The organism is Rhizobium sp. 9140 (genome assembly GCF_900067135.1).
GTDB lineage: Bacteria > Pseudomonadota > Alphaproteobacteria > Rhizobiales > Rhizobiaceae > Ferranicluibacter.
In genome coordinates this window covers 1,629,116-1,649,785 of record NZ_FJUR01000001.1, presented here as the reverse complement: position 1 = coordinate 1,649,785, position 20,670 = coordinate 1,629,116, and the positions used below count along the sequence as shown (strand labels likewise).

Here is a 20,670-nt window from a genome sequence, read left to right as displayed (position 1 = left end):
GTCAGAGATGGGCCGAGACGTAGGCGATGCTCTCGCGGACGGCCGCTTCCGGATCGGTCAACGCGTGGACCTCTTCGGCAAAGGGCTCGAAGCTGAAGGGGCCATCGAAGCCGGCGGCGATCAGCGCCTTGATCTGCGCCACGTTCTCCAGACGGTCTGCATCATCCACCAGCACGCGGTGCGCATCGAGCATGTCGTCCACCGCAACCGCCGGATCGACCACGCCCGAGATGTGGACAAGGCCCGTGCGGCTCGGGAAAAACTCGGTTTCCCCCGCAAGGTGATGATGGAAGGTGTCGTGGACCAGTCTGTAGACATCGCTGCCGTCAGCCGCATCGATGGCGCTGAGGGCTTCCGCCTTCGTTCTCAAGGAGGAGATCGGGAATCCCAGGGGCTCGACGAGGCCTGTCAGACCGCGCTCCTGAAGGATCGGCTTCATGGCTGAGAGAGCTGCCACGAGATCATCGAAAGATACCTTTGTCCCGTCATTCAGCGGGCACATGACCAGCGCCTTGGCGCCGCTCGCCGCAGCGTAATCCGCCAGAGCCACAGCCTTTGCCGGGAGATCTCCCGACCAGACGTTGAAGGGATAAAGCGCGTTGATCGAAACGATCTCGACGCCGGCCTTCTCCGCCGCCGCCTTGACGTCTGCGGGGTCCATCGTGTGGACGACATCCGGGGTGTCGTTGCGGATTTCGACCTCCGTCAGCCCGAGACGGCGGGCGGTTGAAAAGAAATCCTCGAGAGACAGGTTCGGGGCCGTGATGTGGTTGATGGCAAAACGCATGGGAGACCTCAGTTATACAGCGCCGGACGGGCGGGAAGGTTGATGGCGATCGCGGCACCTTCGGCATCCTGCGCGCTGACGCAGGCATCCGATGTGATTGCGGCGACATAGCCGTCCCATGAACTGGGGCCGGAGGCGGTGCCCCTGGCCGCGGCATGGATGAAATCCTGCAGTTCGACGTCGTAGCTGGCGATGAAACGGTCCTTCCAGTCGGTCAGGATCTCGCTCTGCTGGCGCGCACCGAGACGCATGGGAATGGCCATGGGGTCGGGCAAGTTGGCGATACCGTCCTCGCCGACGACCTGGCACTGGATGTCGTAGCCGTAGTGGCAGTTCACGAAGATCTCGACGTCGATGATCGTGCCCTTGGCGGTTTCCAGAATGACGATCTGGGGATCGCGCAGCTTGGCATGGCTGCGGGCGGAGGCCCGCGGAAAGAGAACGCGGGCGGAGACGTAGTCGTCGTCGAGCAGCCAGCGCAGCACGTCGATCTCGTGGATCATCGTGTCGTGGATCGCCATCGGGGTGACGTATTGCTCGGGCACGGCGGGGTTGCGGTGCGCGGCATGCACCATGATCGGCGCGCCGATCTGGCTGTCGACCACCTTCTTCAGGGCGACGTAGCCCGCATCGTAGCGGCGCATGAAGCCGACCTGCACGAGGCGTTTCCCATGAGCGACCTCCGCATCGACGATGCGCTTGCCGCCATCCGCCGTCGTGGCCAACGGCTTCTCGCAGAAACACGGCTTGCCGGCAGCGATTGCTGCGAGGACATATTGTTCGTGCGTCGCGCCCCAGGAGGTCACGAGAACGGCATCGACATCCGGCGAGGCGATCAGCGCCTCGCCCGTGTCGAAAATGGCGGCATCCGGTGCGATGTCTGCCTTGACCGCTTCGGCCGAGGCCCGGTTGACGTCGCTCAGAGCGACGATCCTTGCGCCGCCAAGGACGTGGTTGATGCGGCGCGCATGATCGCGCCCGATGGCACCCGTGCCGATAACACCAATTCTAACAGTCATTTCAGGCCTCATTCCAGTATTTGGCGACGTAGCGCCGGGTTTCGTTGAGCATGAAGCGCGCGCTCTCATCGACACGGTCTTCCCAGGCGAACACGCAGTTCGAGAGAACACCGTCGAATTTCATGTCTGCGAGCGTTGCGAAGAACGTGTCGAAATCGATCTCGCCCTGGCCGAAGTTGGTGTGCTGATGGACGCGCACCTTGGAACCCGGAGGGTTGACGATGTAGCGAAGCTCCGACGACTTGTTGTGGTCGTAGGTGTCGGCCAGCCGGACATGCACCAGATGCCCCTCCGTCGCACGAAGATTGGCAACCATGTCGGGACCGTAGAAGAACGTGTGCGGCGCGATGAACGACGCTTTGACGGACGGCGAGTTGATCGTCTTGATGATATCGACGGCCGGTGCGATCTGTTCGATCCAGTCTTCCGGGTGCGCTTCCAGAGACAGGACAAGGCCTTCCTTCTCGAGGAGAGGCACGAGAATATCCATGGCGCGGAAGAACTGGGCCTCGCAGGTCTCGGGACGATGAAGGCCCGAGCGATCGTTTAGGCTGCGGTCCGGCGATCCGCCACGCCCGAACTCCGAGACGAGCATCGGACCATCCATCTCGACCGCAATCTCGATGACGCGCTTCCAGTTGTCGATCGCGTTGTCCCACTCGTCCTGGTAAGGGCTCGCCCAGCGATACATCGGCTGGAGTGTCGCAAGGCCGACACCGTGATCCTTGAGCGCCTTCTTGAAGCTGGCGACGCGCTCCGGATAGACCTTGGGCCTCGTCCACCAGGAGAGAAAATCCGGACGCGGCGACAGTTCCACGTAGTCGTAGCCGAGATCGGCAACTTTCCGGCAGGTGTCCTCCAACGACAGGTGCCGGAACATGTGTGGGTCGAGGGTGTGTTTCATGAGGGATTATCTCCTTCTCGCTGGTCTTTTCTGCGCATGCGTCAAGGCTCTCGGACCTCGTGTCGATTCTGCATCGATGACGCCGTTCTGCGGATGGAATGGACGTTCAGGGCTGGATGGTCATCTCGCGTCCAGATGGTCAGGCCTTTTTCACGCGCTTTCGCTGGCGATAGACGTCGGCCACGACGGCGGCGACGATGATGATGCCCTTGAGCATTTCCTGATAATAGGCATCGAGCCGCAGGAACGTGAACCCGGAGATGATGACCCCGAAGATGACCATGCCGATCATGGTGCCGAGGATGGAGCCGCGACCGCCCGAAAGGGAGACACCGCCGATGACGGCCATGGCAATCGCATCGAGCTCATAGCTCGTGCCCATGCCGGCCTGGGCGGTCAGGCCGCGCGAGGCGACGACGATGCCGGCGAGTGCCGAGAGGAGACCCGCGACCGCATAGACCTTGACCGTGTGGCGCTCGACATCGATGCCCGAGACGCGCGCCGCCTGCTTGTTCGCGCCGATGGCATAGGTGAACTTGCCATAACGGGTGTAGCGCAGGACCACATGCATGATGGCGGCGACGATGAGGAAAATCAGGACCGGTGCGAGTCCCTTGCCGATCGCCGCAAAGCTGTCTGTGGGAAAGCTGATCGGCTGACCTTTGGTGTACCACTTCGCAAAGCCGCGTGCGGTGACCATCATACCGAGCGTCGCGATGAACGGCGGGATGCGCGAGTAAGCGATGAGAAGCCCGTTGATCGCGCCGCAGACGACGCCGACCAGAAGCCCGGCAATAACGGGCACGATGACCGGAAGATCCGTCAGGCCGGGATAGAGCGCACGCTCGAAGGTGCCGACCTGGGCCAGACTCATGGAGATCATCGCCGTTGCCCCGACGATCGAACCGGAGCTGAGGTCGATGCCGTCCGAGATGATGACCTGCGTGACACCGATCGCGATGATGCCGATGACCGAGACCTGCAGGATCATGATCGAGAGCCGCTGCGTATTGCCGAGGAAGCTCTGCCCCTGCAGCATCCAGCCGAGAATTTCGAACGTCAGCGAGATCCCGACGAGCACGAGAAGGATCGTCAGTTCCGGGGGAACGCGACGCCGCGTCTGCTGCAATTTGGGAACCGGTTGCGTGATGGTGTTCATGTTCGCTGTCTCCTCCCGCGATGCGCGACTAGCGCGCAGCGAGGTCCATGATCTTGACTTGAGTGGCGTCGGCGCGGTCGAGGACGCCGGACACGCGACCTTCATGCATGACGACGATGCGGTCGCTCATCCCCAGCACCTCCGGCAGTTCCGACGAGATCATCAGCACCGCGACGCCCTCCGCCGCGAGACCGGTGATGAGCCGATGGATTTCCGACTTGGCGCCGACGTCGATGCCACGGGTGGGTTCGTCGAGGATAAGAATGCGCGGCTTGGTCAGGAGCCAGCGGGCGATCAGCAGCTTCTGCTGGTTGCCGCCCGAGAGGTTCTCGACGGTCTCGTAAAGGTTCGGGGTCTTCACCCTCAATTGCCGCGCCATGTCCTCGGAAAGCTTGGTCACGGTGGACTGATCGACAAAACCGCCCTTGACGTGCGACCGCGTGATCAGCGCCGACTGGATATTTTCCAGGCAATTGAGGCTCAGGAAGCAGCCCGTCTCCTTGCGATCCTCGGTGAGGAAGGCAAAGCCCTGCGCCATGGCAGCGCTCGGGCTTCCGATGGTCACCGCCGTGCCGTTGACCAGGATCTCGCCGGATGTGGCAGGCGTGACCCCGAAGATCGCTTCGGCGACGTTCGACCGTTTCGACCCCACAAGCCCCGCAAGCCCCAGGATCTCCCCGCGCCGGAGCGAGAACGATATGTCGTGGAAGACGCCGGGAATCGTAAGATTGCGGACCTCGAGGATGACCTCGCCGATCGGGCACTCGATCTTCGGGAACATGTCGGTGATATCGCGCCCGACCATCATGCGGATGATGTCGTCGCGGTTGACGTCCTTCGACAGATGAGAGCCGACATATTTGCCGTCGCGGAATACGGTGAACTCGTCGGCGATCTCGAACAGCTCGTTCATCTTGTGCGTGATGTAGACGATGCCGATCCCGCGTTCGCGCAGGTCGCGGATGATCGAGAACAGGCCTTCGACCTCGCGATCCGTCAAAGCCGATGTCGGCTCGTCCATGATGAGGATGGAGCTGTCATAGCTCACGGCACGGGCGATCTCGACCATCTGCTTCTGGGCGACGGTCAGCTCCGACACCTGCGCGCGCGGATCGAGCTTGATGCGCAGACGGTCGAAAAGATCGGCCGTCATCTCCGCCATCCGACCATGATCGATGAGACCGAACCGGTTTTTCGGCTCACGCCGGATCCAGATGTTTTCGGCGACCGTCATCCAGTTCATCAGGGCCAGCTCCTGATGGATCATCGCGATGCCCTGCTCAAGCGCATCGAGCGGCGACTTTAACGTGACGAGCTCCCCCCGAAGGCGGATTTCGCCGGCATCCGGCTGATAGATTCCGGCGATGATTTTCATCAATGTCGATTTGCCGGCCCCGTTTTCCCCCATCAGGGCGTGAACGGTGCCGCGGCGAACGCGCAGCTGGACGTTATCGAGCGCGACGACACCCGGAAACTCCTTGCGGATACCCTCGATAGAGAGAAGTCCGTGGCGTTCGGTCTCTTCGATGACGTGCTTGATCGCTTCGGCAGTGCGGGGACTGACCATAAGGAAACCCTCCAGGATAGGATCGGGGAAGGCGTCGCCGCCTCCCCCTCTGTCGCAAAGAGGATCAGTTCTTCGCCTGATAGTCCTTGAGGTTTGCAGGCGTCACGAGCTCGAAGGGGACGTAGCCCTTCTTCTCCACGGTCTCGCCGCGTGCGATCTTCAGCGCGGCATCCACGGCACCACGGCCCTGACCGGCCGCGTTCTGGAAGACCGAGACATCGAGCTCGCCGGCCGCGATGGAGGCCAAAGCATCCTGGGTCGCATCGATCCCGGCGACGATGACATCGTCCATGGCGCGCCCGGACGACTTCAGGGCCTGGATCGCACCGATGGCCATCTCGTCGTTGTTGGCGATCACGGCATCAAACTGGACGCCGGCCGAAAGCCAGTTGGTCATGAGGTCGGAGCCCTGCGTGCGCGACCAGTTGGCGGTCTGCTCCTCGACGATCTTGATGAAGCTGCAATCCGGTGTCGCAAGCACGTCCTTGATGTCCTGCGTGCGCATGCGCGCCGCCTGGTTCGACAGTTCGCCCATCATCACGACGGCTTTCGCCTCGGTCTTGCCGGCAGCCTTCAACATGCGGCAGACTTCCTTCGTCTGCAGCGTGCCGGATTCCTTTTCGTCGGAGGCGACGAAGGCCTGCTTTTCGGGAAGGTCATCGACGTTGACGGGCTGGCGGTTGACATAGACGAGCGGGATGCCGGCGGCAGCCGCAGCCTGCGACAGTGCGACGGTCGCATCGGTGTCGACCGGGTTGACGATGATCGCATCGACGCCGGAGGCCACAAAGTTCTGCACCTGGCTCAGCTGCTTGCCGACATCGTTCTGCGCGTCCTCGATCTGCAGCGTGACGTCCTTCAGATCCTTCGAGTAGTCCGTCATGCCGTTGCGAAGAACGGTCAGGAAGTTGTCGTCGAAAAGCGCCATCGAGACGCCGATGGTCTCGGCCGAGGCCGTTGTCGCGAGCATCGATGCCAGCGCTGTCGCCAAGAGATATTTCTTCATTGGGTTCTCCTCCACTTTATCCGTGTTGCCGCCGTTGCGCGGCTGTTTATGGGCATGCGTGTCCGACGCCGCTGGCGAAGCAGTGGCGGGAAACAAGGATCTTGTTGCGTAAGCGGTGAGCTCCTACCTCGTCACCGCAGGGGGACAATTCCGCAGTCGGCCCGGCGGGTCAACACGTCATGAGAGGGTCAAGCCGTCATTCCTGATAGAAACGTTCCCTGCAACCTGACATTTTTCTATCATTCGCTCATAGACTTTCAGGAACCCAGAGAAGTGCTGGAAAGAAGCGCTGCCCGGGGCTTTCGGCCATGCCGTGCTCGATCGTATGCACCATCGTTGCAATCAGGTCGGCACACAGTTCGACCAGTGGCGTCTGAAAAACGCCCGAGATCCGGCGCTCGAGCAGCGCCTGGCGGGACTCCGGGGTGAGTTCGTTGACGAGGCAGGCGATCTCCTCCGAGCGCTTGCTCTCCTTCAGCGCCTCGATGGCGCCCTCCATGCCGCCGCCCATGCAGTAGACGCCGACGAGATCGGGATGGTGCGACAGCGTATCCATCAGAAGTTCATAGGTCAGCCGCCGGGTTTCGAGATTGATATGCGCATCGAGAACCTGAAACTGCGGCGCGAACTCGCGCATGTAAGCGCGAAAGCCCATCTCACGGAGCGAATGTCCGTGAAACCGGTGGCCGCCGAGAAACAGGACCACCTTTCCCGGTGCGGGCGAGAGTTTGGAGATCATCCAGGCCGCACTTCGTCCGACCTTCATATTGTTGGTGCCGAGATAGGCCTCGCGCACGCCTTGAGCCAGATCGGTCAAGAGGGCAAACGTCGGGATGCCCTTGGCCTTCAGTGTCGAGACTGCCGCCGTCACGTCATAGTGATCAGGCCCCGTCACCGCGATGGCCGAAACCTTGCCGGCCATGCCGTGCATCAGTTCCGACAGTTCGCTCGGCTCGCCCGAAACAGCATAAGTGATCGTCAGGCTGACATGACGATCCTTCACGGCCGCCGCAGCCGCATTCAACTGTTCGGCAAAAGCCTGATAGAATGCCTGTCGCTCCTTCCGCAGAATAATACCGAACCTGTAGGACGGAAGATCGGCCATCATGCGCTGACGGATGATCTTGGCGCCGTGAAAACCCAGCTTCTCTGCCGCTTCATACACCTTTCGCGAGGTCTCCTCGCGAACGGGAAGACGACCGTTCAAAACCCGATCGACAGTGGCAACACTCAATCCCGCCGCCTGTGCGACATCGGCGATGGTAGGACGCTTCATGGAGATACCCGTATCTATAGATATCACCAGAATGACAGCTTTACGGCAGCAATCCAATCATTGTTGATAGGCCATCGCGAGTGCAGTGAGCTTTTCCTTGCCCGGGCGGCCAAAGCCATTGGTCTTGTAGAAGTTCAACGTGTTCCTGACGTGCTGAACTGCTGCCATGCTAAACCCTTTGTGAAGGGTGATCAGGATTTCGAATCCATCTCTGTCAGACAGTCCTGTGAGACAATGCGTCCCATTCGATTCCCAGCTAAGCATAAGCGCTTGAAAACGTGGATTTCCGGTCTGAAAAAGAGTTGCTGGCTGGGGCGCCAGGATTCGAACCTGGGAATGCCGGTACCAAAAACCGGTGCCTTACCGCTTGGCGACGCCCCATTGCCGGCCCGGGTGCGGTGATGTCCGGGTGCTGGGCTGATAGCAAAGCGTGAGGGCGGGGACAACGGGTAAGTTTGGCTGGGCGTAAGTTTGTCGGAAGAGCCGGTTTGTGTGGGTACGTTTGCCTGAAGCGGGGCGCGGGCTTTCGGATTTGGGAAAGACGCTTTAGGCTCCCGTCATACGCGGTCGCAAGGAGAGACGTATGGCGGGATATCGGGCTCGGATGCCGGCGCGGCCGACGGGAATCGGCGACGATGCGGGGGTGGAGCACACTGTCGTCAATGCCGGCATCGAGCCCATGCGCTTCATCGAGATCGAACTCAAGTGAGCGGCGCACCCCTCGAGAGCGAGGAAGAGCCGCATTTCGAGCGCGCTTTCGAGCCTGCGCACGGGCAGGCCATAACCGTTGCCGATGGCGTACGGCGGATCACGGTGAACAACCCCGGGCCGTTCACCTTTCACGGCACGAACAGCTATATCGTGGGCGAGCGCACGCTGGCGGTGATCGATCCCGGTCCGCTGGACGATGCGCATCTGGCCGCCCTCCTGCGGGCGATCGACGGGCGGCCGGTCAGCCATATCCTCGTCAGCCATACCCATCGCGATCATGCGCCGCTCGCCCGGGTTCTGCAGGCAAAGGTGGGCGGGGTGATCGCGGCGGAAGGCCCGCATCGGCCATCCCGGACACTTCACGACGGCGAGGTCAATCCGTTTTCGGAAAGCGCCGACATGGATTTCGTGCCGGATCTGGCCCTTGCCGACGGCGCGGCCGTCGAGGGCGACGGCTGGGCACTGACGGCGCTCGCCACACCGGGCCATACGGCGAACCATCTCTCCTTTGCGCTGAATGGCACCGGCATCGTCTTTTCCGCCGATCATGTGATGGCCTGGGCGACGAGCATCGTCGCGCCGCCGGATGGCGCGATGCGCGACTACATGGCCTCGCTCGACAAGATGCTGGCGCGCGACGACCGGCTCTATCTGCCCGGCCACGGCGGTCCGGTGAGCGAGCCCGCGAAATTCCTGCGCGGCCTGCGCGCGCACAGGCGCATGCGCGAGCGCGGCGTGCTGGAGCGCATCCGCCGCGGCGACTCCGGGATTTCCGAGATCGTGCAGGCGCTCTATGCTTCCACCGATCCCCGGCTGCATGGGGCGGCGGCGCTGTCCGTGCTGGCGCATCTGGAGGATCTGGTAGAGCGCGGCCTCGTGGTCACCGACGGCCCGCCCGCGCTGACGGGGCACTATCGGCTGGCGGGGGATGCGCTGTAGCGCGCCGTTTCGCCAGCCATGCGGCGTCCATAACCGTGCCTGATACCGGGTATCAGTCCCCCGCGATCCCCAGCAGCTCCGCGTCGAGCGCGTGGAGGAAGCGTTCGGCCGTGGCGGCGTCGAGGCCGAGGTCGTGGCGGCCGAGGCGGGAGGCGACGCGGATATCGACGAAGGTGGTTTCGGATTCCTCGCGAAGACGGATGACGAGATCGAAGCGGAAGCCGGCGATGCGGCTGCGGCTTTCGCCCTGCAGGAGGATGTCGCCGGCTTTTCGGCCGGGCGGGAGGGGGCCTGCATCCTGCTTCGGTCGCGAGAGCGGAATGGGAACCGGTCCCGGATCCCGCGCGGCGGGGGTATCGCGGCCGCCTTTTCCCGTCGGCGTTTTGCCCGCGACCTTGCCATTGGCCTTACTTGTGGCCTTATCGGGCGCATCGCGCAGGGCGTTTGCCGGGGGCTCCGCCCGGAGAGCGAGATCCTCGAAGTCCGGCTCGGCATTTTCCAGGCCCTCTTCCGCGACGATGGCGATGCCCGACTGGTCGGCCACTATGCGCACGCCGGTCAGCACCCGGTCGAGCGCCCCGTCGTAACGACGCCCCGTGAGGGCGGGATAGGCGCGCGCCTGGGCCTGCCGGTCGGCAACGACGGGGGCTGCCGGGGTTAGCCAGCCCGTCTCGATCGGACGGTCGCGGATGAAGGGCGGCGGCGTTGCGAGGTCGGTGGAGACATCGGTGATCGCTGGCTTGCCCACGACCTGCGAGAGAACGAGCCCTGCGGCGGCCAGCGGAAGAGATGCATAGAGCAAGGCCATGGTGGAGGCGATGCCGCCAACCGCCGCCACCTGCCACAGGCGGACAAAGCCGATGACGGAGAGGAGGACGGCCACCAGCGCCAGCCCGGCGCTGACGAGGGCGAGCGTCACGAAGAGCGTGCTGGAGAGCGAGCCGAAGCGATGGGCCGCGAGCGACAGCACAAAGAGGACGAAGGCCAGCCGCGCGGCGTGGCGCGCCCAGCGGGCGGCGTAGGATATCGGGCGCTCATAGGTGATCATTGTCGGCCGAACCTCTGTCTCTGCCTTTGTTCGGCCGATGCGCCGTCACCCCGTCCCTTGAGCCTGTCAGGAAACCCGGCGGCGGAGAGGCGGCTTTTCAAACAGTCTCTTACACCAAGTCTCGCCGATAAAAACCTGCTGGAAACCGTCGCATGGGCACCATGCCATCGCCGGAAACCCGATGGCAACTGTACAGCGCGGCTGCTCTCATCGAGACCCGTCATCCCCCATCCAAGGCTAATTCCACCCGTGACGCAACAGAGGACGCTATGGTTGGGCAAGCCACTGACATTTCCCGCTCGCGACATCCGGAACCTTTCCGGGCATGCGGCGTTGGTCAGCGCTTCACGATCTTCCGCAACCGGGAGACGCGGTGCCACGGAATTGCCATTCTTATTAACAAGATGATCGATGAACTCGGGCCTGCAAGACAACGGCTGGGCCATATTCCACCGGATCTGGCCGGTTGCGAAGGGATGACGACGATGCGTTCTCACGATATCGAAACCCACGCCGCTCCGGCCACGCTGGAGGGCAGCGAGTTCGAATTCACCATGGAAATGCTGGAACTGGAACTGTCACTCGACGGTACGGCACCGGATGGCGACGACTTTTCCGACAGGGTGCGCGCCGCCGCGACCGACCTCAGGGGGGCATTCCTGTTCGATCTCCCCGCCTCCGGGCTCATCGAGAACTGCGAGCGGATCGCGGTGCTGCGGATCCCGCGTGACAGCGGCCCGGGCAGCGAGACAATCTTTGCCTGTCTGGAAAACGATGGCTCCTCGATCCGGATCGAGAAGCCGAACGAGCGCACCATGGGGCTTGCCAACTTCGCGCAGGCCTTCGTGGATGTGTTCCAGCGAATGTAGGCAGCAGCCCTAGCCCGCCAGCGCCCGGCGTTCGGGCATGGGTTTTTCCACTGCGCCGCCGAAGATGCGGTAGGTATTCCGGCTGCTTCGCTTTGCATCATAAAGCGCGATGTCCGCATTGCAGCAGAGCTGCGAGAAAGACAAAACGCGGGCCTCCGTCCCGTCTCCGTCCGTCATCAGGGCGAGCCCGATGCTCGCGCCGACCCGGATGGGTATGCCGTTGATATCGATCGGCCTGTTGAACTGCAGCAGGATGTGGCGTGCGAAGGCTTCGAGCCCGGCTGCATCCGGCACGGGCGTGCAGATGGCAAATTCGTCGCCGCCCAGACGCGCGAGCAGGCTTTCCGGGCCGACGGCATTCGAAAGGCGGACGGCGATGTCGCGCAGTAGGTGGTCGCCCGCGAAGTGCCCGAGCGTATCGTTGACGCCTTTGAAGCCGTCGAGATCGATATAGAGCACGCCAATGCGGCTACCGGCCTCCAGCGTGTCCGCCTCCGCCCTTTCGGACTGGGCAGTGTCGGGCGGGGCAGAGTCGGGCGGGGCAGTGCGGGCTTCGGTCGTGCGGGCCATCGCCGCGTCGCCCATGGCGGCGGCGAACCGCGTATCGCCGAGGCCGAAAAACCGGGCACGATTGAGAAGGCCCGTCAACGGATCGGTTTCCGCCCGGACGCGCAGCCGCTCGGTCAGCTCGCGCCGTTCGGCAAGCTGGCCTTCCAGCCGGGCAATGGCGTCGAAGAGATCGTTGAGTTCGCGCGTATCCGCCTCGAAGCCCGGCCGCCCGACCGGTCTCTCCTCGGCGAGGCCGACGATCATCTCATGGGCCGTCAGCAGCGGGCGAAGCACGGAGAGGAACAGGCGGCGCATGACGACGACCAGCAGAACGAGGAGCAGAACGGTTGCCGCCGCCATGCCGATGAGCCGGATGAAGGCGATATCGCGGCTGCGGACGATATCGGTCACCATCTGGTGGATGGTCGCCTTGCGCAGGCCTTCAAGCGGAACGAGCGTCGGAACGTAAAGGCCGGTCAGCCCCGCCGGGGCAATGCTGTAGTGCCCGCCGGCGCGTCCCTCCAGCGTCAGCTTTTCGATAAGGCGGACGCCGCGCCCGATGAAGAGCCGGCGCACCTCGCCCATCAGCGCACGCAGGCCCGCATCCGACACGTCGAGACGCACGCCGAGCATCTGCATCAGCTGGTCGATACGGCCCTGCGTGCGGTCGACCCTGCCGGCAGCAGTGGGCGAAAGCGGAAGCGCGCGGGATATGCTGGGCACGATATGGCTTGCCAGCCGGCCCGCCTGATCACGCAGATTGGTCACGACGAGAGCTGTGAACACGCTGCCAGCCAAAGCAGGGTTCTTCTTTTCCAGCGTTTCCGCCGCCAGCTCGACGGTCGGCTGGATCTCGTCCGCGATCCCGAACATGGCAGAGATCGCCTCGGTCATCATATCGAGCGTGCGCTCCGCGTACGGCATCTGCGCAATGCCGTCGATGCGGTCGCGGGCAAGACCCAGTGCTTCGCGCAGGCTGCGGACGATGCCCGGCGCAAGCGGCAGGTTCCGCGTCCGGTCCACCACCGATAACGCTGTGTCGGTTGCACGTCGGGCTTCCTTCAAGCGGATTACCGCCGAGGGATCGGCGCCGACCTCGACCGACATGAGAACATTGGACGGCCCACGCTCGGCCGACAGCGCGCGCGACGCGATCAGCAGTGCTTCATATTCCTGGACGGAAACCAAACTTCTTTCCGCATCGACATAGGCCGTGACCGATGGCGCGACGATCCAGACCGCCATGCCGATGAGGGCTGCGCCGACGACGAGGGAGGTGTTGCGCCACTTGCAGTAAAGCGATCGAGCGCCGCGCTTTCCCTGGTTCATCCGTTCCGTCCTTGAGCTCTGCCTCCTCAACTCCTTACTGATGAACCTTTAAGCGGTCATGAATGGCGCGCGTGCGCACGCCAAAAATGGGGTTGCACTCCAGAGATCAGTCCCCCGAAATCTTGCCGTTGATGGCGGCCTGCGCGGCGGCGAGACGGGCGATGGGAACGCGAAACGGTGAGCAGGAAACGTAGTCCAGGCCCGTTTCCTCGCAAAAACGGATGGAGGCCGGGTCGCCGCCATGCTCGCCGCAGATTCCGAGCTTCAGACCGTTCTTCGTGCGCCGGCCGCGCTCGGCCGCGATCTGGATGAGTTCGCCGACACCGTCATAATCGATCGACACGAAGGGGTCGCGGTCGATGATGCCCTTCATGCGGTAGGTGTTGAGGAACTGCGCGGCATCGTCACGCGATATACCGAAGGTTGTTTGCGTCAGGTCGTTGGTGCCGAAGGAAAAGAAGTCGGCGGACTCGGCGATGACATGGGCGCGAAGGGCCGCGCGCGGCAGCTCGATCATGGTTCCCACGAGATAATCGATGCCGACACCGGCCTCATCGAGGATATCGGCGGCGACCGCATCGATGCGGGCCTTGACGTAGTCGAGTTCGGCCTTCAGCCCCACCAGCGGTACCATGATTTCCGGCACCACGGGCGCCCCCGTTTCCCGCGCCGCCAGCACCGCCGCCTCGAAGATCGCCCGGGCCTGCATTTCCACGATTTCGGGATAGGAAATGGCCAGCCGGCAGCCGCGATGGCCGAGCATGGGGTTGAACTCGTGCAGCGCATCCACCCGCTGGCGCAGTTCGAGCGGTTTCATGCCGAGCGCCACCGCGACATCGGCGATTTCCTCGTCGGTCTTCGGCAGGAACTCGTGCAGCGGCGGATCGAGCAGGCGGATCGTCACGGGCAGGCCGTGCATGATGGAGAACAGCTCGGTGAAATCGGCCCGCTGCATCGGCAGGAGTTTTGCCAGCGATGCGCGCCGCCCGGCCTCGTCGGCGGCCAGAATCATCTCGCGCATGACATTGATGCGCTCGCCCTCGAAGAACATATGCTCGGTGCGGCAGAGGCCGATGCCCTCCGCACCGAAGGAGCGCGCGGCGCGGGCGTCGGCCGGCGTATCGGCATTGGTGCGCACGGTCATGCGCCGGCTGGCATCCGCCCATTCCATGATGCGGCCGAAATCGCCGGAGAGTTCCGGCTGGACCATAGAGACGCGGCCTTTGAGCACCTGGCCCGAGGAGCCGTCGATGGTGATGACGTCGCCGCGCGCAAAGGTGGCGCCGGCGGCGACGAGCTTTTCATTGCGCAGATCGACGCGAATGCTGCCGGCACCGGAGACGCAAGGGATGCCCATGCCGCGCGCGACCACGGCGGCGTGGCTGGTCATCCCGCCGCGCGTCGTCAGGATGCCTTCGGCCGCATGCATGCCGTGAATGTCCTCCGGGCTGGTCTCGACCCTGACCAGAATGACGGCGCGGCCCTCTTTCTTTGCCTGCACGGCCTCTTCCGAGGTGAAGACGATCTCGCCGGTTGCAGCCCCCGGCGAAGCGGGCAGGCCGGCGCCGATGATGTCGCGGCGGGCGGACGGATCGATGGTCGGGTGCAGCAGCTGGTCGAGCGCGGCGGGATCGATGCGGGTCACCGCCTCCTCGCGCGAGATCAGCCGTTCGTCGGCCATGTCGACCGCGACCTTCATCGCCGCGCGCGCCGTGCGCTTGCCGGAGCGGGTCTGCAGCATCCACAGCTTGCCCTGCTCGATGGTGAACTCGATGTCCTGCATGTCGCGGTAATGCGCTTCCAGCCGGTCGCAGATGGCACAGAGATCCGCAAACGCGTCCGGCATCACCTTTTCGAGCGAGGGCCGGTCGGAGCCGGAGGCGATGCGGGCGATTTCGGTGATGTTCTGCGGCGTGCGGATGCCGGCGACGACGTCTTCGCCCTGCGCATTGACCAGGAATTCGCCATAGAGGGCCTTTTCGCCGGTCGAGGGATTGCGCGTGAAGGCGACGCCGGTGGCGGAATCATTGCCGAGATTGCCGAACACCATGGTCTGGACGTTGACCGCCGTGCCCCAGTCGGCGGGAATATTGTGCAGCAGGCGATAGGTCACGGCGCGCGGGTTCATCCAGCTTGCGAAAACCGCGCCGATGGCACCCCAGAGTTGCACCGCGGGATCCTGCGGGAAGCCCTCGCCCGTCTCCTCCTCGATGACATCCTTGTAGCGGCCCACGAGGCGGCGCCATTCATCGACCGTGAAATCAGTCTCCTGCTCCTTGCCGATCCGGCCCTTTTCGTCCTCCAGCAGCTCGGCGAAGACCTCGTGGTCGAGGCCCATGACGACGTCGCCATACATCTGGATGAAGCGACGATAGCTGTCCCAGGCAAAACGCGCATCGCCGCTGTCGCGCGCCAACGCCTCCACCGTGTCGTCGTTCAGGCCGAGATTGAGCACCGTATCCATCATGCCGGGCATAGAGGCGCGCGCGCCGGAGCGAACGGACAGCAGCAGGGGCCGTTCCGCATCGCCGAAGCGGCGACCGGCCATGTCCTCGACGATGGAAATGCCGGCGAGCACCTCGGCCTTGAGGCTGTCGGGAATGGCGCGGCCGTTTTCGGAATAGAGCGCGCAGGCGCGTGTCACGATGGTAAGACCCGGCGGCACCGGCAGACCCAGGCTGCACATCTCTGCGAGATTGGCGCCCTTGCCACCCAGAAGGTCGTGATCCAGCGCCCGCCCCTCGGCCTTTCCTCCGCCAAAGGTGTAAACCCACTTCTTCATGTCCGTCTCCACCCTGAGGCTAAAGCCGTCCTCGTGCCGCATTCCCGCAACTCCAGTCGGTCCGCCTCGTCTCCCTCTTCACGCTACAACATCAGCCCCCGATTAGGAATGCTGCACATGCGGGATTATTGCTGCATTGCAGCAAAATTATTGCGGGGGTACACGTGGGTGGACGCACTGCTAACCGGTCTGTGCATTTTTGATATTTTCGCTGTTTTCTGGTATGGATCCGCTTATGAGACACCGCGTTGCAGACAAGATCGTACCTGCGGATTTCCCCGAGCTTGCAACCCTCGTCTGGAACAGGGATCCTTCGCGTCCGATCGATGCAGACGAAGTCTTTGCCCTTTACGAACGAAACTGGCGGTTCGTCGATCAGGATCGTCTGTCGGAGACGGAAGCTCGGTTGATCCGGGAACTGACCGATACATTCGGTCATGGCCGCATGCTGGTCTGATGCGCTATATCCGAAACGAACGTCAGCTAGCCCCGTGTCATGCCGGCCAGAATATTTATTCGGACCTGTACTCGGCCGGAAGGTGCCGCTCCAGTTCCATTGCATCGTAGAGCACGCGACCGATACCGATGATGCCTGCGCCCTCGGGGCGATAGAGCAGCAAGTGTCTGGGACGGCGAACGATGCCGTTTTCCAGACGTGCCTGATCGCGACAGTGGCGAAGATGATAGCTGCTGACACCATGGCCCAACTCGGGACGCTTGACGCTCCCCGGGCGGTCGGGATCGACGGCCACGTTCCGCAGGGCCGTTAGAATCAGGCGCTCATATCGCAACCGCGCAGGGGTCCCGAAATGATCGTGGGTCCAAGCGAGAATATCGACAATATCGGCTTCTGCTGTCGCTGAGAGGCGGAACACGCCGACAGACCGTCAAGACCGGGTCGTTTCGGCCAAACGTCCAAGACTGCCAATGGCATCGTCGAGAGCCTCGTCCGGAATGTCCGTGAACCGTCCCTCATCGAGATCACCGAACCCTGTTTTTGCTGCTTCGCGCAAGGCGTCGAGCTTGACGACATCCAGACGTTCGTTGCGTTCGACGAGGCGAAGCCCCTCACGCAGCACGTCGCTCTCGTTCTCGTAGCGCCCCGATGTCACGAGGCGATCGATGACGGTCGCGTGGTGTTCGGTCAAGACGACATTGCGCGTGGGCATGGCAATCTCCTGCAGAAAGCGGTGGCCGCAAGAATAGCAAGGACATTCGGGATTGCCAACGTGTTCTCCACCCGACCCTACACCGCCTCCCGCAGCTGTTCCGCCGTCTGCAGATCCACCGACACCAGCTGGCTGACCCCCTGCTCCGCCATGGTGACGCCGAAGAGGCGGTTCATGCGGGCCATGGTGATGGGATTGTGGGTGATGATGACGAAGCGGGTTTCGGTGGAAGCGGCCATTTCGTCCATGAGGTTGCAGTAGCGCTCGACATTGTGGTCGTCCAGCGGCGCGTCCACCTCGTCCAGCACGCAGATGGGTGCGGGATTGGTGAGAAAGACCGCGAAGATCAGGGCCATGGCGGTCAGAGCCTGCTCGCCGCCGGAGAGCAGCGTCATGGTCTGCGGCTTTTTGCCCGGCGGGCGTGCGACGATTTCGAGACCCGCATCCAGCGGGTCGTCGCTTTCGATCAGTTGAAGCTCGGCGGTGCCGCCGCCGAAGAGGTGGGTGAACAGGCGCTGGAACTGGGCGTTGACGATGTCGAACGCCGCCAGAAGGCGCTCGCGGCCCTCGCGGTTGAGGTTCTGGATGGCGCTGCGCAGCTTGCGGATCGCGTCGATCACATCCTCGCGCTCCTTGAGAAGCGCGGCGAGCCGGTCCGCGAGTTCCGTCTGCTCCTCTTCGGCGCGCAGGTTGACGGCGCCCAGCCGCTCGCGCTCGATCTTCAGGCGTTCAAGATCCCGTTCCACGGTGCGCGGGTCGCCCGGCAGGGCATCGACCGCGCGGCCGGTGAGGCGCAGTACATCCTGGGGGCCGACGGACAGAGCCTGGCGGATCGCCCCCTCCACCTCGACGCGCTTTTCACGCGCCGACATCAGCCGCTCCTCGGCACGGCCGCGCTTCTCGCGGGTTTCCGCCAGTTCGGAAAGAGCGGTTGCGGCGAGGCGATCCGCGTCGCGCTGGCGGGTTTCGGCCTCCACCAGCCGGTCGGCCGCCGCACGACGGGCCGCCTCCATCTCCGAAAGGGCGCTCATCAGCGCGCGGCGCTTTTCGTCGAATTCATCGGGCGCGTCCAGAATGGCCTCGATCTCGTCGCGGGCTTCCGCTTCGCGGTCGCGCAGGGTGCCGATATGGTCTTCGGCGCTGGCCGCCCGGCTCGCCCAGGTCTGGCGCTCGGCGTCGATCGTCCGCAGGCGGCGCTCGCGCGTCTCGGACTCGCGGGTGAGACCGTCGGAAAGCGCACGGGCCTCGGCGAGAGCCGCCCGGTCGGCCGTAACGGCCGTGCCCTGGGCGGCGAGGCGCTGGTCGAGATCGGCCATATCGGGGGCATCTTCCAGCGCCGCGACGGCATCCTCCAATGCTGATGCCGCCTCCTCGTGGCTCTCGTCGATGCGGGCGGCGGTCTCAGTCAGCACCGCGCTGCGGCGGGCGAGATCGCCGCGGGCGCGTTCGGCCGAAGCCAGCGCATCGCGGGTCTCCGACAGGCGGCGGACGGCCTGACGCTCGGCCTCGCGCGTCAACCGCACCGCGTCGTCACCGGCGCGGATGGCGTCCGTCGCCGCCTTCAGGCTGCGTTCGCAATGCGCCAGAGCGTCACTAGCCTCCGCGATCTCGGCATCGAGTTCGCGAAGGCGGTTGCGGTTCTCCAGCCGCAGGGTGGCCGCGCTCGGCGCATCGGCACCGGTGACGTGACCATCCCAGCGCCAGAGCGCGCCCGACCGGGTCACGAGCCGCTGTCCGGGGTTCAGCACGGGGAGCAGCCGCGCCGCCTCGGCATCGTCCGCGACGATGCCCACCTGCGACAGGCTGCGCGTCAGCGTCTGCGGCGCCGCGACATGATCGATTAGCGGGGCGACGCCCTCTGGCAGGAGGGGGTCGGCATTCCCCGGGCCGGGGTCGCGCCAGTGCACGGGGGCCGACGGGTCGAGCGGCGATTCGAGGTCGTCGCCAAGGGCAGCGCCCAGCAGCGGCTCGAAGCCGCGCTCGACCGCGATGGCATCGACCACGGGGCTCGCGCCGCCGGCAAGCGTTGCGGCTTCCAGCAGGCGGCGGATGGTGCGCGCCTCGGTTTCCGCCGCGCTCAGCCGCGCGCGCGCGGCCTCCAGCGGTCCGCGCGCCGCCGCCTCGCGCGCCCGCGCCTCGGCCAGCGCGTCCTCGGCATCGGCCACCGCCTGTGCCCGCTCCTCGATGTCGGCTTCCGCCGCCTCCACGGCATCGCGGTGTATCTCGGGGTCTTCGAGCGCCGCAATCTCGCGGTCGAGCCTGTCGATCTCGCCTGCCTGCTCGGACATCTGGCGGGACAGGCGCATGCGGCGGTCGCCGAGATCGCGGATGGTGCGCTCCAGCTGGCTGCGGGACGCCTGCGTCTCGGCGCGCTCGGCCGTCAGCGTCGCCAGTGCGCGCTCGCTTACGGCCAGCACGTCCTGCGCGTCGGCAAGGCGCTCGCGCGCCTCCTCCGCCCGCTCGCCGGCGTCCCCGGCGTCTTCCCGCAGCGCCTCGGCCTCTTCTTCCAGCCGCGCCATGGCGCCGGCATTGTCCAGCGCCAGCCGCTCCTCGCGGGCGATGTCCTCACCGAGCTGCGTCAGGCGGCGCTGCAACTCGTCGCGCCGGCGCAGCGTGCGGCTCATATCCTCGTCGAGCTGGGTGCGGGCGATCTGAAGCCGCTGGAGGCCGGCGGCGGTGCGGGCCTCCTCCTCGCGCAGTTCCGGCAGCTTCAGGCTCGCGATCGCCTGGTTCTTCGCGGCCTCCATCTGGGCCTGCGCCTTTTCGGCCACCAGCGAGGTCGCCTGGTTCAGCAGGCTGTCGGCCTCCGCCTCCGCCTGCTTGGCCTGCACCCAGCGGATGTGGAACAGCATGGCCTCATGGGCGCGGATCTCGGCCGAAAGCATCTTGAAGCGATTGGCCTGCCGCGACTGGCGCTTGAGGCTTTCGATGCGGCTTTCGAGCTCGGCCGTGACCTCGTCCAGCCGTTCGAGGTTGGTTTCGGCCCCGCGCAGGCGCAGCTCGGCCTCGTGGCGGCGGGAATGCAGACCGGAGATACCGGCCGCTTCTTCGAGCAGTTGCCGCCGGGCCTGCGGCTTGGCGGCGATGAGCTCGCCGATGCGGCCCTGCCCCACCATGGAGGGCGAGCGGGCGCCGGTCGAGGCATCCGCAAACAGCAGTTGCACGTCCTTGGCCCGGGCCTCACGCCCGTTGATGTGGTAGACCGAGCCGTTTTCGCGCTCGATGCGGCGCGTGACCTGAATTTCGTCGCTGTCGTTGAAGGCGGCCGGCGCGGTGCGATCGGTATTGTCGAGATAGAGGCCGACCTCGGCCGTGTTGCGCGCCGGGCGCTTGCCGGAGCCCGAAAAGATCACGTCGTCCATGCCGGACGCGCGCATGTTCTTGTAGGAATTCTCGCCCATCACCCAGCGGAGGGCTTCGACAAGGTTCGACTTGCCGCAGCCATTCGGCCCGACGACGCCGGTCAGGCCGCGCTCGATGACGAACTCGGACGGCTCGACGAAGGATTTAAAGCCGACGACGCGCAGCTTGGTGAATTTCATGACGGCGTGCCCGT

The 20,670-nt window shown here is 64.4% G+C and carries 17 protein-coding genes and 1 tRNA gene; 4 read left to right on the top strand and 14 right to left on the bottom strand.

Translation table 11 applies throughout. The features are described from left to right. Position 1: 1 nt before the first annotated feature. From GA0004734_RS07655 to GA0004734_RS07620, 8 genes are all read right to left on the bottom strand, one after another. On the bottom strand, positions 2-787 hold the full coding sequence (locus GA0004734_RS07655) for a TIM barrel protein (RefSeq protein WP_092932613.1): 786 nt from the start codon (positions 785-787) through the stop codon (positions 2-4). 8 nt (positions 788-795) lie between these two features. Next, the gene (locus tag GA0004734_RS07650) at positions 796-1,806 is read right to left on the bottom strand and encodes a Gfo/Idh/MocA family protein (protein WP_092932611.1); all 1,011 of its coding nucleotides are present in this window, start codon (positions 1,804-1,806) and stop codon (positions 796-798) included. Between the two features lies 1 nt (position 1,807). Further along, positions 1,808-2,710, bottom strand: a complete 903-nt coding sequence (locus GA0004734_RS07645; RefSeq protein WP_092932609.1) for a sugar phosphate isomerase/epimerase family protein — start codon at positions 2,708-2,710, stop codon at positions 1,808-1,810. A 139-nt stretch (positions 2,711-2,849) separates the two neighbouring features. After that, positions 2,850-3,869, bottom strand: a complete 1,020-nt coding sequence (locus GA0004734_RS07640; protein WP_092932607.1) for an ABC transporter permease — start codon at positions 3,867-3,869, stop codon at positions 2,850-2,852. Positions 3,870-3,897: 28 nt separating this feature from the next. Continuing rightward, on the bottom strand, positions 3,898-5,436 hold the full coding sequence (locus GA0004734_RS07635) for a sugar ABC transporter ATP-binding protein (protein WP_092932605.1): 1,539 nt from the start codon (positions 5,434-5,436) through the stop codon (positions 3,898-3,900). A 64-nt stretch (positions 5,437-5,500) separates the two neighbouring features. Next, positions 5,501-6,442 carry a sugar ABC transporter substrate-binding protein gene (locus GA0004734_RS07630; RefSeq protein ID WP_092932603.1) on the bottom strand — a complete coding sequence of 314 codons (942 nt, stop codon included), beginning with the start codon at positions 6,440-6,442 and terminating at the stop codon, positions 5,501-5,503. Between the two features lie 247 nt (positions 6,443-6,689). Next, the gene (locus GA0004734_RS07625) at positions 6,690-7,718 is read right to left on the bottom strand and encodes a LacI family DNA-binding transcriptional regulator (protein WP_092932601.1); all 1,029 of its coding nucleotides are present in this window, start codon (positions 7,716-7,718) and stop codon (positions 6,690-6,692) included. Between the two features lie 306 nt (positions 7,719-8,024). Next, a tRNA-Gln gene (locus GA0004734_RS07620) sits at positions 8,025-8,099 on the bottom strand. Between the two features lie 202 nt (positions 8,100-8,301). On the opposite strand from GA0004734_RS07620, the gene GA0004734_RS26670 reads away from it, so the two are divergent. Further along, positions 8,302-8,427 carry a hypothetical protein gene (locus GA0004734_RS26670; protein WP_280949475.1) on the top strand — a complete coding sequence of 42 codons (126 nt, stop codon included), beginning with the start codon at positions 8,302-8,304 and terminating at the stop codon, positions 8,425-8,427. After that, entirely contained in the window at positions 8,424-9,368 is a 945-nt protein-coding gene (locus GA0004734_RS07615; protein ID WP_092932597.1) for an MBL fold metallo-hydrolase, read from the top strand. The genes GA0004734_RS26670 and GA0004734_RS07615 overlap by 4 nt, the downstream gene beginning before the upstream one ends. Before the next feature lie 52 nt (positions 9,369-9,420). Here GA0004734_RS07615 and GA0004734_RS07610 read toward each other — a convergent pair whose 3' ends face one another. Then, positions 9,421-10,416, bottom strand: coding sequence for a DUF1499 domain-containing protein (locus GA0004734_RS07610; protein WP_092932595.1), 996 nt, complete (start codon positions 10,414-10,416; stop codon positions 9,421-9,423). Between the two features lie 485 nt (positions 10,417-10,901). Between GA0004734_RS07610 and GA0004734_RS07605 the strand changes: the two genes are divergently transcribed. Continuing rightward, complete coding sequence (locus GA0004734_RS07605; protein WP_139056244.1) at positions 10,902-11,285, top strand: hypothetical protein; 384 nt, start codon at positions 10,902-10,904, stop codon at positions 11,283-11,285. Positions 11,286-11,294: 9 nt separating this feature from the next. Here GA0004734_RS07605 and GA0004734_RS07600 read toward each other — a convergent pair whose 3' ends face one another. Together GA0004734_RS07600 and ppdK are read right to left on the bottom strand one after the other, a co-directional pair. Next, positions 11,295-13,163, bottom strand: coding sequence for a GGDEF domain-containing protein (locus tag GA0004734_RS07600; protein ID WP_092932591.1), 1,869 nt, complete (start codon positions 13,161-13,163; stop codon positions 11,295-11,297). A 106-nt stretch (positions 13,164-13,269) separates the two neighbouring features. After that, complete coding sequence (gene ppdK, locus GA0004734_RS07595) at positions 13,270-15,945, bottom strand: pyruvate, phosphate dikinase (protein ID WP_092932589.1); 2,676 nt, start codon at positions 15,943-15,945, stop codon at positions 13,270-13,272. 235 nt (positions 15,946-16,180) lie between these two features. On the opposite strand from ppdK, the gene GA0004734_RS07590 reads away from it, so the two are divergent. Beyond that, positions 16,181-16,402: a hypothetical protein gene (locus tag GA0004734_RS07590; RefSeq protein WP_092936047.1), complete on the top strand. Its 222-nt coding sequence runs from the start codon at positions 16,181-16,183 to the stop codon at positions 16,400-16,402. A 55-nt stretch (positions 16,403-16,457) separates the two neighbouring features. Here GA0004734_RS07590 and GA0004734_RS07585 read toward each other — a convergent pair whose 3' ends face one another. The 3 genes from GA0004734_RS07585 to GA0004734_RS07575 form a co-directional block, all read right to left on the bottom strand. Next, positions 16,458-16,820 (bottom strand): type II toxin-antitoxin system RelE/ParE family toxin, encoded by a 363-nt coding sequence (locus GA0004734_RS07585; RefSeq protein ID WP_092932587.1) that lies wholly within the window; start codon positions 16,818-16,820, stop codon positions 16,458-16,460. Between the two features lie 12 nt (positions 16,821-16,832). Then, entirely contained in the window at positions 16,833-17,114 is a 282-nt protein-coding gene (locus GA0004734_RS07580; protein ID WP_092932585.1) for a type II toxin-antitoxin system ParD family antitoxin, read from the bottom strand. 77 nt (positions 17,115-17,191) lie between these two features. Next, entirely contained in the window at positions 17,192-20,656 is a 3,465-nt protein-coding gene (locus tag GA0004734_RS07575) for a chromosome segregation SMC family protein (RefSeq protein WP_092932583.1), read from the bottom strand. Positions 20,657-20,670: the final 14 nt, after the last annotated feature.